12 protein-coding genes, 1 tRNA gene and 1 other annotated feature are annotated in these 14,013 nt (G+C 31.2%); of the genes, 1 reads left to right on the forward strand and 12 read right to left on the reverse strand.

The features are described 5' to 3' along the window. Positions 1–36 precede the first annotated feature (36 nt). The 3 genes from AC5LAX_RS11110 to AC5LAX_RS11120 all read right to left on the reverse strand — a co-directional run bounded on the left by AC5LAX_RS11110 (position 37) and on the right by AC5LAX_RS11120 (position 4,708). A complete protein-coding gene (locus tag AC5LAX_RS11110; RefSeq protein WP_008539946.1) occupies positions 37–1,329 on the reverse strand; it encodes a bifunctional folylpolyglutamate synthase/dihydrofolate synthase in 1,293 nt (430 codons plus the stop codon). 31 nt (positions 1,330–1,360) lie between these two features. Beyond that, positions 1,361–4,015 (reverse strand): valine--tRNA ligase, encoded by a 2,655-nt coding sequence (locus AC5LAX_RS11115; protein ID WP_288908995.1) that lies wholly within the window; start codon positions 4,013–4,015, stop codon positions 1,361–1,363. 91 nt (positions 4,016–4,106) lie between these two features. Then, positions 4,107–4,352, reverse strand: a binding site (T-box leader). Between the two features lie 89 nt (positions 4,353–4,441). Further along, the gene (locus tag AC5LAX_RS11120; protein ID WP_008539944.1) at positions 4,442–4,708 is read right to left on the reverse strand and encodes an HPr family phosphocarrier protein; all 267 of its coding nucleotides are present in this window, start codon (positions 4,706–4,708) and stop codon (positions 4,442–4,444) included. Between the two features lie 146 nt (positions 4,709–4,854). Between AC5LAX_RS11120 and AC5LAX_RS11125 the strand changes: the two genes are divergently transcribed. Further along, positions 4,855–6,189, forward strand: a complete 1,335-nt coding sequence (locus AC5LAX_RS11125) for an MATE family efflux transporter (RefSeq protein ID WP_288908996.1) — start codon at positions 4,855–4,857, stop codon at positions 6,187–6,189. Here the strand turns inward: AC5LAX_RS11125 and AC5LAX_RS11130 are convergent. The 9 genes from AC5LAX_RS11130 to AC5LAX_RS11170 form a co-directional block, all read right to left on the reverse strand. Beyond that, entirely contained in the window at positions 6,170–7,714 is a 1,545-nt protein-coding gene (locus tag AC5LAX_RS11130) for a tetratricopeptide repeat protein (RefSeq protein WP_288908997.1), read from the reverse strand. The two genes, AC5LAX_RS11125 and AC5LAX_RS11130, sit on opposite strands and share 20 nt — an antisense overlap. Before the next feature lie 96 nt (positions 7,715–7,810). After that, a complete protein-coding gene (locus AC5LAX_RS11135) occupies positions 7,811–8,374 on the reverse strand; it encodes a flavodoxin family protein (protein ID WP_008539941.1) in 564 nt (187 codons plus the stop codon). Positions 8,375–8,548: 174 nt separating this feature from the next. Next, positions 8,549–8,633 (reverse strand) — tRNA-Leu (locus AC5LAX_RS11140). A gap of 76 nt (positions 8,634–8,709) precedes the next feature. Beyond that, positions 8,710–9,276, reverse strand: coding sequence for a 3'-5' exonuclease (locus AC5LAX_RS11145; RefSeq protein ID WP_224169161.1), 567 nt, complete (start codon positions 9,274–9,276; stop codon positions 8,710–8,712). 122 nt (positions 9,277–9,398) lie between these two features. Beyond that, positions 9,399–10,805: an NADPH-dependent glutamate synthase gene (gene gltA, locus AC5LAX_RS11150; protein WP_288908999.1), complete on the reverse strand. Its 1,407-nt coding sequence runs from the start codon at positions 10,803–10,805 to the stop codon at positions 9,399–9,401. Between the two features lies 1 nt (position 10,806). Next, positions 10,807–11,664: a sulfide/dihydroorotate dehydrogenase-like FAD/NAD-binding protein gene (locus AC5LAX_RS11155; RefSeq protein ID WP_115152011.1), complete on the reverse strand. Its 858-nt coding sequence runs from the start codon at positions 11,662–11,664 to the stop codon at positions 10,807–10,809. A gap of 174 nt (positions 11,665–11,838) precedes the next feature. Further along, the gene (locus tag AC5LAX_RS11160) at positions 11,839–12,585 is read right to left on the reverse strand and encodes a methylenetetrahydrofolate reductase (protein WP_167624556.1); all 747 of its coding nucleotides are present in this window, start codon (positions 12,583–12,585) and stop codon (positions 11,839–11,841) included. 162 nt (positions 12,586–12,747) lie between these two features. Then, entirely contained in the window at positions 12,748–13,647 is a 900-nt protein-coding gene (locus AC5LAX_RS11165) for a LysR family transcriptional regulator (RefSeq protein ID WP_115152013.1), read from the reverse strand. Between the two features lie 181 nt (positions 13,648–13,828). Continuing rightward, the coding region (locus tag AC5LAX_RS11170; RefSeq protein ID WP_493263855.1) for a hypothetical protein at positions 13,829–14,013 on the reverse strand (185 nt) is incomplete at its 5' end.

Below are 14,013 nucleotides of genomic sequence, written 5' to 3' on the forward strand. Positions count from 1 at the left end.
CTACTACTCTAAAAGCTAAAAATACCTTTACTAAAATCATGCTTCATTGACTAAAATATTTCTCAGTTCACCTGTCAAATATAAAGAACCTGTTATACATAAAACTTTATCTTTACCTGCCCACTGACGAGCTAAAGTTAAAGCTTCTTGCATATTATTAAAAGTCTCTACACGATGATTTGATATCTTACTTGCAATATATTCAGGAGAAGCTTTTCTTTCTGAATTTGGAGTAGTTATAACGATTTCATCATCATCACGCAATAAATCAATAAGCATAGTATCTATGTCTTTATCTTTTAATATACCTAAAAGAATAACTCTTTTTTCATTTGGATAATATTTATCTAAATTTTGACGAAGTATCATCATACCTGCTGGATTGTGAGCGCCATCTACTATGCAAATCTGTCCATCAAAATTAAATACTTCAAAACGTGCTGGCCATTTTGCTAATGCTAAACCATCAATGATATTTTCTCTAGTAATACGTTCATCATTATTACCTAAGATACTAGCGGTCATAATAGCTAAAGAACTATTTTCTATTTGATGGTCACCTAATAATTTCAATTTATAATTGAAATTAACTCCTAATAATTCAGAACTAAATTTTAATTCTTGATACTGCCCATCAAAATTCACAAACATAGCTGAAAAATCATTATTTGCTATGAAAATATCAGCATTTTTTTCTTCAGCTGTTTGATTGATTATATCTAATGGTATATCTTTTGCTGCTGTAACCACAGGTACACCATCTTTTATAATACCTGCTTTATGCTCTGCTATACCTTCTAAAGTTCCCCCACATAGATGAGCATGTTCAAATGCCACATTTGTGATGACGCTAACTTCTGGTTTTACCACATTAGTAGAATCTAATAATCCACCTAATCCTACTTCGATGACAGCATATTCTACTTTATTAATCGCAAAATACAAAAATGCCGCTGCTGTAATAACTTCAAACTGTGTAGGTGACTCTTCGCCATCTTCAACCATTTTATCCACAAAAGTTTTAACAGCACTAATACAATCAGCGAAATCTTCTTCGCTTATAGGATTTCCATCTATTTGAATACGTTCTGTATATGATACTAAGTGAGGTGAAATATACAGACCTGTTTTAATATTAGATGTTGTTAAAATACTAGATAACATAGAACTTGTTGAACCTTTTCCATTAGTTCCTGTTATGTGTATAGTTTTATATCTTGTTTGTGGATTGTCTAAATAAGTTACCAATTGTTTAATGCGACCTAGACCAAGCTTAGTACCAAAGGTACTAAGCTCATCTAGATATTCTAGCGATTCTAGATAATTCATTTTATTACGCCTTTCATAAAAAAATCTAAAATTAAAGAGTTGCTAAATATGCCAAACGTTGTTTTACTGCTTCACGTTTTTCTTCATAACCTTTTAATTTTTCTTTTTCTTTCTCTACAATATCAGCAGGTGCTTTGGCAATAAAGCCTGCGTTAGAAAGTTTTTTATCAAGACGTGATACTTCTTTATCTAATGTAGCTAATTCTTTATTTAAACGAGCAGTTTCTTTTTCTACATCAATTAAGCCTGCTAAAGGTAAATAAATTTCTACACCATTTACTACTGCTGTCATTGCATTTTCTGGTTTTGCATCATCTTTTGCTAAAATAGTTACATTTTTAGCAGAAGCTAATGTTTCTAAATATCCACTGTTTTTAGCAAATACATCAGTTAAGCTTTCATCACTTAAATGAAGAATTACTTCTGTTTTTTTGCTTGGTGCTGCATTTACTTCAGCTCTCATATTACGGATAGCTTTGATTGTTTCCATGATAGTAGTCATTTCTACTTCGCTTGCATCATCAAGTTTTGTTTCTTCACCTGTTGGCCAATCAGCTACCATGATGCTCTTACCTTCATGTGGAATGTGTTGCCAAATTTCTTCTGTAATAAATGGCATAAATGGATGTAATAAGCGAAGTGTATGTTCAAGTACATAGCCTAAAACATATTGAGCTACTTTACGTGGACGAACATTTTCTTTATCGTAAAGACGAGCTTTGCTAAGTTCAATATACCAATCACAGAATTCATTCCAAATGAAGTCATATAAAGAACGACCAGCTTCACCTAATTCAAATTTTTCTAGGTTTTCAGTAATACTGATAGCAGTTTTAGCATAACGGCTTAAAATCCATTTATCAGCTAAAGTATAGTCGCTAGCTTCTGGAACAAAAGTTTTGTCAAAACCTTCAAGATTCATGAGCATAAAACGAGAAGCATTCCATAATTTATTAGCGAAGTTACGAGCAGATTCTACACGTTCCCAATAAAAACGCATATCATTACCAGGTGTATTACCTGTGATGAGCATAAAGCGAAGTGTATCTGCACCATATTTTTCAATTACTTCAACAGGATCAATACCATTACCTAAAGATTTACTCATCTTACGACCTTGGCTATCACGTACAAGACCATGAATAAATACATGTTTAAATGGAATATCTTTACCAAATTCTAAGCCCATCATTACCATACGAGCTACCCAGAAGAAAATAATGTCATATCCTGTAACAAGTACACTTGTTGGATAGAATTGTTTTAATTCTGCTGTTTGTTCTGGCCAACCCATAGTTTCAAATGGCCAAAGACCAGAGCTAAACCATGTATCAAGTACATCTTCATCTTGATGAACATGTTTGCTACCACAATGAGGACAAACTATTACATCTTCATTTTCTACGATAGTTGCACCGCAATCATCACAATACCATGCTGGAATACGATGACCCCACCAAAGCTGACGAGAGATACACCAATCGCGTATATTATCTAACCAATTGCAATAGATTTTAGAAAATCTTTCTGGAACAAATTTAATTTTGCCAGATTTTACAGCTTCAGCTGCAGGTTTTGCTAAAGATTCCATTTTTACAAACCACTGTTTAGATACAAGTGGTTCTACAGTTGTAGAGCAACGAGAACAATGACCTACTGCATGTTCATGTTCTTCAATGCTGATTAAATAACCTTGTTGTTTTAAATCTTCGATTAATTGTTTACGGCATTCATAACGATCAAGACCAGCATATTTACCAGTATTTTCTGCCATTGTACCATCATTGTTAATTACTACAATCTGTTCTAAATTATGGCGAGCACCCATATCAAAGTCATTAGGGTCATGAGCTGGTGTTACTTTTACTGCACCAGTACCAAACTGTGGGTCTACATAACTATCAGCAAAAAGTGGTATACGACGACCAACGATTGGTAAAATCAAAGTTTTACCTACTAAATCGCTATAACGTTCATCATCAGGGTGAACAGCTACGCCAGTATCACCAAACATAGTTTCAGGACGAGTTGTAGCGATTTCTACAAATCTATCTTCGCCTTCAACTTGATATTTTAAATGATATAAATGACCTTGTTCATTTTGATGTTCTACTTCAATATCGCTAAGTGCTGTATTGCAGTGTGGGCACCAGTTAGTTATGCGTTTACCTTGATAAATTAAACCTTTTTTATATAATTGTACAAATACTTCACGAACGGCATGAGAGCAACCTTCGTCCATAGTGAAACGTTCTCTATCCCAATCACAAGAAGAACCAAGTGTACGAATTTGATATTTTATGCGATTACCATATTTTTCTTTCCATGCCCAAGCATGTTCTAAGAATTTTTCTCTACCAATATCATAACGAGATACACCTTGTTCACGAAGTTGTGCATCTACTTTTGCTTGAGTTGCTATACCTGCATGGTCAGTACCAGGCATCCATAAAGTGTTGTATCCTTGCATTCTTCTAAAACGAATTAAAATATCTTGCAAAGTATTATCCATAGCATGTCCCATATGAAGCTGACCTGTTACATTTGGTGGTGGCATTACAATGCTAAATGGTTTTTTAGTTTCATCTACTTCTGCATGGAATAATTTATTTTCTTCCCAATATTGATACCATTTTCTTTCAAAAGATTGCGGGTCATAAACCTTTGGAATATTTGTTTCTTCCATCAAAAAAATACCTCCTATTTTTCACACAAAAATTAAAGTTAATCAGTTAAATCAGGCAAAAATTACACAAAAAAATCTCTTTCATTCCTCATAAAAGGACGAAAGAGATATCTTCGCGGTACCACCTAATTTTTCTTATCTAAATTTATAAATCAACTACATAAAATTCAGATAAAACTTCATTACATAACGCTGTATCTGCGCTCATACTTAATATTATTTCGGTATGAGGACTCCAAAGCTACTTTCTAGATACTGAGTTGGAAAATTTTTCAGCTATAAATTTTCTCTCTGCACAACTCAATTATATCTATACTCTCTTTTTCATTGTCTTTTACAAAACATTAAATTGTATAAGATATATTAGCATAATTTCAGAGCGAAGACAACTCTTAACTTCTTAATATATTTGTGTTATAAATATTATTATTGATGCTCACCAAAACGATTATTTACAAGTTCACTCAAAGCTTTAATAGCTTCTTGTTCATCATCACCTTCAGCAGTTATAAGCACTTGTGTACCACAAGATAATCCTAAATTGATTATAGGAATGATATTTTTTCCATCAGCAGTAATACCTTTTGCTGTATATGTGATTTTAGACGTATATCTGCGTCCCATTTGAGCAAGCATTGCTGCTGGTCGTGCATGAACTCCTGATTTATTAATAATCGTAACTAAAGCCTCCATTAGTTTTCCTCTTTTCTTTTGAATTATTTTTTCATTATTCTAAGTATTAGTATAAATTAATCAATTAATTAGTTATATTTATTATATAAATATTTTCTAACTTATGCAATATATTTTCTTTATAGTCTAAGCGAGGTGCTTTTATTATGAAATATGATTTAACAACAGGGTCTGTTTCGATGACTATGTTAAAATTTTCACTGCCTATGATTTTAGGCAATCTTATGCAACAGTTATATAATATCTCCGATACTTTAATTGTTGGTCATTTTATTGGCACAGATGCCTTAGCTGCTGTCGGTGCAAGCTATGCCTTAATCATTTTTTTGACCTCAGTATTATTAGGTCTTTGTATGGGTAGCGGAGCTTTATTTTCGATATTTTATGGTGAAAAAGATTATTTCAAATTAAAATCTAGTATTTTTATCTCTTTCATCTTAATATTAATACTTACAATAATAATAAATATTTTTATTTTTATCTACATTGATGAAATCATTTATTTTATGCAAGTTCCTAGCGAAATTTTCGATTTAACTTATACATATCTTTATATTATTTTCATCGGATTTAGTTTTTCTTTTATTTATAATTATTTCACTTGTCTACTTCGTGCTATTGGCAATTCAAAAACACCACTTATCTTTTTAGCAAGTTCTGCCCTTTTTAATATTATTCTTTCCATTATTTTAGTCGTTAATTTTCAAATGGGTGTGGCAGGCTCTGCTCTTGGAACAGTAATAGCTCAAGGTTTTTGTGCCTTAGGTCTAACAATCTACACTATAAAAAAATGCCCTGAATTAATTCCGCAAAAAGAAGATTGTAAATTTGATTTAGCCATGATAAAAGATATTTCTAATTCTTCATTATTAACATCAACACAACAATCTGTAATGAATTTTGGAATTTTACTCGTACAAAATCTTGTAAATAGCTTTGGTGCAACAGTAATGGCAGCCTTTACCGTTGCTGTAAAAATAGACTCACTAGCTTATATGCCTGCACAAGATTTTGGCAATGCTTTTTCTACTTTCATTGGGCAAAACTACGGTGCTAAAAAAACAGATAGAATTCAACAAGGCATTAAATCTGCTATAAAAATCTCATTTCTATTTTGTTTAATTATATCTGTTGGCGTCTTTATCTTCGCTCGCCCTCTAATGACAATTTTCATTGATAGTTCTGAAACGGAAATTATCAATATCGGTGTGGATTATCTCCGCATAGAAGGTAGCTTCTATTTTGGCATTGGCATTTTATTTTTATTATATGGATTTTATCGTGCTATTAACTTCCCTAGCATGTCTGTAATCTTAACCATTATTTCATTAGGCACACGTGTAGGACTTGCCTATTACCTTGCTAGCATACCTTCTATCGGAGTAATCGGTATTTGGTGGTCTATCCCTATCGGTTGGGCGTTAGCAGATATTTTTGGCATCGTCTATTATAAACGAAAAATTAAACAACTCCATTTTTAACTTCTGCTAATTCTATGACTTCCTCTACCTTTGATTTAGCATTCATTGAAAATACTTCTATGACATGTTTTACTAAATTCACTGCTATATCTTTATCAACCGTATCAAAATAAAAGTCGATTTCATACAGATTTTTCTTTTCATTTCTTCTATAGCCCCAATCATTTAAAAAGCCCACTACATTAATTTCTAAAGCTTTTTGTACCATTTCATAAAGGAAATATATCGGCGCTTCATTTTCTTCTTTCCATAAATTTTGTTCATTATCTTCTATAGTGATTTTCATTAATAAAGTCTTTTTCGTGAATTCTCGCCATGAGATATAGCCTAATTTTTCATATCGTCCTACGAAGATATCTAAGTATAATTTATAATCATCAATTGAACAATTTTCATATTTTTTAATATCTCCCTTATCGCCAACTAAACCATAATGTTTAACGATTTTATCATCTTCAAACCAACATTCCACATAAGAAAATTGTTCATCTCTTTTATATAATGTCAAAGCTAAATTTTCTACTTCTTTGTCATTTTTTAAATGTTCATTATGATTTTCTTGAATTTTTTTATTACTATCTTTAGCTAAAACTAAAGATAATTTTTTCTTTTTACTATAATAAGTTAATTTTATTTGATAATCTCTATCTATCTCTATTTCCTGCAATTTATATTCAACATCATATTTATCATAAGTCAATAAATTATCTTTTATGTCGGTATACTCTTTAATTAACCAATCCATATTTATCTTTGATAACATCGCTCTATTCATGGTAAAAACAATTTTTACTGTTATATCATCTAACTTTACCATACAAGTACAATAAGGATTATTTTCTTGCCATTTATTACCCTTTAAAAATTCTTTTACCTTCTGCAAAGACTCCTCATGACAAATTACTCCATCTACAGCTTGCATTTTCTCTTTTAAATGCTGTTTATACATTTGTCGATTTTTGAAAAATGCATCATCTTCTGGTTTTATATAATGACATAGCATTTCTTCTAAGCTACAATTTTCCTTTATTTCCTCTTGTAAAACTTTAAATTCATAATCATCCGGCACAAGAGATAAGCCCTTTTCTATGGAAGCCATTGCTTTTTCTTTTTCACCAAAATGATATTGTAATTTTGCTAAATTCAACCAACCCCATGGATAATCAGCTTCTTCTTGTACACCTTTTTGTGCATAACTATATGCTTTTTCTAAATCACTGCAATAAGTCAAAGCCACTGAATAACGATAATACCATGCGCCTGAGCCTTTAGCATTTTTTTCTGAATAATGCATCCAATTTATCACTTTGTAATAATATTCATATATATCAATATTATTGCCTGCATATGCATACCATAAAGCAATATTTAAATCTTCTTTTGCTTCTTCCAAAGTAAACAAATTTTGCTCTATACCCTTTTTAACAAAATCTTCTAAATAATAAAAAATCTTGTAAAAGTATCCATCAGCCCAAGACTCTAATATATCAATATCCTCTTTAGTCAATAATGATTTTTTCTCCATGTTTACACCTTCTTTGTCGGCTACTATATTTATATTTTACCACAAAAAAAGAGTTATAACGAAATAAAAAATCGTTATAACTCTGTTTACTCTATTTTAACGAATGAAATTTGTCATTATTTTTGCTTCTGTTTCTGGTATTTGTACACCATTATTTTTACCTGCTTCAATGCATTTTAAAAGCCATGCCATATTATTACCTAAAACACGCATAATTTGCATACCTTCTGCATCTTTTTTCACTTCATCAGGTGTATTGCCATGTACTACATTCCAATAATTTGCAGAAACTACTGGCATTTGATGATAAGTAAAATATTTAGCAAGTACATCTAAAGTTGCAGTTGTACCAGCACGTCTAGCGGAAGCGACAGCAGCTGCTGGTTTGTGCAATAAATCTTTACCTGCTAAGCTAGATAATCTATCCATAAAAGAAATGATTTCCCCAGATGGAGATGCCCAATATACAGGAGAACCTACTACTAAACCATCTGCAGTTTTTACTTTTTCTGCAACACTTTTAATAATTTCTGTTTCTGGTACTGCATGAATTATTTCTGCTTGAATACCTTGTTTTTCTAGAGTTTGTGCTATTTCACTAAGAGCTGTATATGTACAACCTTTTTCGCGTCTACTGCCATTTAATAATAAAACTTTCATTGAAATTCAACCTTTCTTACTAGAAATAAATCCTATCTAAATTATATGCTTATAATTAAAAATAATCAATAATACCTCAAAAATGCAATTTCATTTATTAAATTAATATAATTTTATAATTTATAAAAAACAAAAAAGGCTTTACAGAAAATCTGTAAAGCCTATAATTTCAAATGGTGCGGAAGACAGGACTTGAACCTGCACGCCGAAAGACACTAGATCCTAAGTCTAGCGCGTCTGCCAATTCCGCCACTTCCGCATTTGGCACTCGCGTCGAATGCGAGATTTATTATATCACTATAAAATGTTTTTTGTCAACACTTTTTTATAAATTTTTATGATTTAAATATTTTTGCTTCTAAACCTATTTTTCTTAGTAAACTATCCATATTATCCACACCTACAGTTCTGCCAGCAACTAAAGGAATTTTTGCACAAACTTTTGCATCATCTAAAGCATCATGATGTTTAAATTGTATCTGAAAAAATTCTCCCAATGTATTCAATTTATGATTTGGTAACTGTGGCCATACTTTTCTAGCAATTTGAACAGTACATGCTGTTTTAAACTGTGGTTTAGCTAAATTATACTTCCAAATACAACTGCGCAATACGCCCATATCAAAAAAAGCATTATGTGCTATAACTATTCGATTATCTAAATACATACGTAAATCTTTCCATATATCTGCAAAAGTAGGTGCATTTTCTACCATTTGCGGAGTAATGCCATGTATTTTCATATTACCTTCTTCAAAAAACATTTCTGGCGGTCTTATAAGTGAATTATAACTATCCACCATTCTACCGTTTTCAATAACAACTACAGCTACACTACAAGCACTGTCACGATTTTTATTAGCTGTCTCAAAATCTATACTTGTAAAATTCATTAAACTCATCTTTTACCTCTAAAAAAATTCTATTCAAATATAAAAGCATTATAACAAAAATTTTTCCTAAAAAAAATAGATTGATTTTCGGTCAACATATCTTTACCCTAAAATCAATCTATTTAAATTTATTATTTATTGCGTTTTTCTATCAAATATTCATCAATAGCTTTAGCAGCTTTTTTACCTGCACCCATAGCCAAAATAACAGTTGCAGCTCCTGTTACAATATCGCCACCAGCAAAGACACCTTCTTTTGTAGTTTTTCCTGTTTCTTCATCAGCTATGATATTACCTCTCTTATTTGTCTGCATATCTGGAGTAGTTGACTGTATCAACGGATTTGGCCCTTGACCAATAGCAATGACCACAGTATCCACATCAATATCAAATTCTGAATTAGGTATTTCCACAGGACGTCTACGACCTGAAGCATCAGGTTCGCCTAATTCCATTTTTATACAACGAATGGCTTTTACATATCCTTTTTCATCACCTAAGATAGCTACAGGATTATTTAATAATTTAAATTCTATGCCTTCTTGTTTGGCGTGTTCTACTTCTTCACGTCTTGCTGGTAATTCTTTTTCACTTCTGCGATAAACAATATATACTTTTTCTGCTCCCAAACGCAAAGCAGTTCGAGCAGAATCCATAGCTACATTACCGCCACCTACTACAGCTACTTTTTTCCCTACATTAATAGGCGTAGCATATTCTGGAAAACGATATGCTTTCATTAAATTACATCTTGTTAAAAATTCATTTGAAGAATATACCCCATTTAAATTTTCACCAGGAATATTCATAAAATGAGGTAAGCCTGCTCCTGTAGCAATAAATACAGCATCAAAATTAAATTCTTGCATAAGTTCATCAACTGTAAATAATTTACCTACTACAGAATTCACTTCTATTTTTACACCCATCTTACGCAAATTATCAATTTCTGGTTTTACAACCTTATCTTTTGGTAAACGAAATTCTGGAATACCATAAGATAATACTCCACCTGCTGTATGTAAAGCTTCAAAAATCGTCACTTGATAGCCTTTTTTTGCTAAATCACCTGCACAAGCTAATCCTGCTGGTCCCGAACCAATAATAGCGACTTTTTGAGCATCATCTTTTACTGTTTTTTCTATTTTTTCTTCACAATTTTGCATACAATAATCGGCTACAAATCTTTCCAAACGACCAATACCCACAGGTTCACCTTTTATTCCCATTACACAATATTTTTCACATTGATTTTCTTGAGGACAAACACGTCCACAAATAGCAGGCAAACTACTAGCTTCTTTGATTTTTGCATTTGCTCCTTCAAAATCGCCTTCTTTTATTTTAGCAATAAAAGCTGGTATATCGATATCTACAGGACAACCTTTTCTACAATGTGGCACTTTACAATGAAGGCAACGATTAGCTTCTGCTAAGGCTAATTCTTCTGTATATCCTAAAGCTACTTCATCAAAATTATTTCTGCGAACATTAGCATCTTGTTCTGGCATTTCATGTTTTTGCATTACTAAAGACATATTATTTTTCCTCCATTTCTTCAACCTTTTTAGCTAAACGACAAATATGGTCTTTTTCAATTTCTTCTTTAGGTCTATACATGCGTTGTCTTTCCATCAAATTCACAAAATCTACTAAATGACCATCAAATTCTGGCCCATCTACACAAGCAAATTTCGTTTCATCACCAACTTGTACACGGCAACCACCACACATTCCTGTACCATCTACCATAATAGGATTTAGACTAACAATCGTTTTAATATTATATGGTCTAGTTGTATCTGCCACAGTTTTCATCATGATGACAGGCCCAATAGCTACTACCTCAGCGATATCAATTCCTTTATCAATTAATTGCTGTAGTGCTGTCGTTACAAATCCTTTTATACCATAAGAACCATCATCTGTAGTAACAATAACTTCATCAGATATTTTTTCCATTTCATCTTTCAAAATCAAAATATCTTTATTTTTTGCTCCCATAATTGTTATCACATGGTTGCCCACTTGTTTCATCTTTCTAGCAATAGGATAAATTGGAGCAACACCTATACCACCACCTATGCAAACTACAGTTCCCATATCAGGTCTAATATCTGTTTTTTTACCCAAAGGGCCAACTAAGTCTAAAATACTATCGCCTTCATTTAATGATGCTAATACAGTAGTTGAAGCACCTATTACCATAAAAATAATATCTATAGTTCCTTTTTCTCTGTTAAAATCAGCAATAGTTAATGGTACTCGCTCTCCATATTCATTAACTCTTAACACCACAAATTGACCAGGCTCTGCTTTTCTCGCTATCAAAGGAGCTTCTAAAGTAAATTGCAAAATATTTTCATGTAAAACTTTCTTATTTAAAATCTTAAACATAACACTTTCCTCTTTTCCCAAATTCAATATCATAATAAAAATTTATCATACTATAAAAAATTTTTAAAAATTTACTTAATTTTCAGTTTTTTATATGACTATTATAGAATTCAATTGTAAATTTGTAAATAAAAAAAGCTGTGAAAAAAATTTATTTCACAGCTTTTAGATTTATTATTTAGCGAAAACACCTTCTAAGTATGGCATTATTTTTGCTTTTATTGGCATTAAATAAACATTATGATTATGTTTGCGAGCAAATTCTATCACTTTACGAGCAAATTCTATATTCCATTCTAATGTTGGTTCAAAGTCCTTTGGAAAAATAACATTGTTTTTATTTCTCCAATAGCTTACAGAGCGTTCGGATAAAACTGGAGAAACGCCCCAATAAATATCTAAACCATCTAAAAGGTCTGCATACATTTCTAAATAACGCATATCAAAAAATGGTTGTGTAAAAAATCCTTTTGCTCCAGCTAATTGTTTACGACGAATGCGATATTCTTCTTCTTTCATACTACTGCGATATTGGTCAATTCCCGCATATACTGTAATTTCTGGCATTTCTTCACTAAATTTTTTAATAATATCTGTACTTATTGTTGGATATACTTGATAAAGCATACTTTGTGGTGGGTCACCTTCTATAACAAGAACTTCTTTTATATTATATTCTCTCAATTTATCTTTTATCGGTAACTCTTTTGTAAAATCAAAATCCATCGCTCTTAGATGTGGTACTACATCATCGAAATAAGCTTTTGCAATATTTGCTCCGTCCCAACTTCTAGTATCACAACTCAACAAATCTGGAATATTAATAAAATCAACATCATTTAATTTTTCTTTTATTGTTTTTACTTCTTCTTTTAATACTTCAATATCTCTTGGTACTAATTCAACTGAAATTCTTGTCATAAAATCACTTCCTAGATTAACATCATTACATTATAGTTTATTATTATAACACAAATTTATCCATTTTAACGATAAAATCATACATTTTATCATAAAAAAATCGCCAGCTTTTTACACTGACGATTTTAATTAATATTTTCAATTATCCTGCATACACTAAACTCAATTATTGTTATTTTTATTATATAAAGTATTGATATAATCAATAAAAATCTTTATATATTTATATTTTGGATTTGTTTTTTTATACAATAGATGGCATTTTAAAGTAAAATCTGGTTCTATATCATAATAACCATCAAAAAAGCCCATAGCATTTAACAAGCGTTTTGGCAATACAGCCCCCACCTGATTTTGTTGACAATAATGCATAATCGCATATGGAGTAGCAAACCAAGCTTCTACTTGAGGGTGACAACCTAATTTACTAAAATAGTTCTTTATAGTAGAATTCATTAAATAATATGGAGAATATTGTACCATTGGATATTGAGCGATTTCTTCTACATTGATGATATTACCTAAATGCTCAATATTTGGCGCATAATAAACCATTTCTTCATCACAGAAAAATATATTTTCATATTCATCATCTTGTAAATCCTTTAAGGAAAATGATGATACTATATCTAATTTATCTGCTTCTAACTGATTTATCAATTCTTTTGCTTCTAAATTATAAACATTAATCTTTATATTAGTGTTGTATTTTTTAAAATAAGTTAAATGCTGATTGATAAATACATCACCTAAAGACATCAACGCACCTACAGATAAAGAAACTTCTTTCCCAGCTAATTTTTTCATTTCACTTAAAGATTGTTTTAATTCCGATACGATTTTTTCCGCTTTAGCTAAGAAGATTTGACCTTCTTTAGTAAGTTCTATTGTATTTTCTCCGTGAACAACTAATTGAGTACCAACTATTTCTTCCAATTTTTTCATTTGAAAACTAAATGCCGAACGAGTAACATTTGCTTCTCTAGCTGCCGTTGCTATATCTTTTACTTTGCTATAAATAATAAAATTTTCTAATTGTTGAATGCTTGGTAATTCTATCATGCAAATCCCTTTCTATTATTAATGGCGTAATAACTTAATCTTTTATTAGTATATCACAATCAGAGTACACTCACTACTGCAAAATATTTTTTCTCATTCTTGATAAAAAATAATCTCTTACTTATCTTACAACTTTCGTGAAAAACCAATACATATATTATATATCAAAATATTTTAGAACTCAAAAAGTTTTCTTGTGCTTTAAGGCTTCGAGCATATCTATTGCTTCTTTTATCATCTCTTTTGTGATATTATATGGAGCAAAACTTAAATATTTATCTTTTGACATACTCCCCATGCCTAAAGGCAGGGGATTCTTGGATACAAACGATACTTGCCTACTAAAATAGCAGGTCTTACTATATC

Source organism: Megamonas sp. (genome assembly GCF_986095205.1).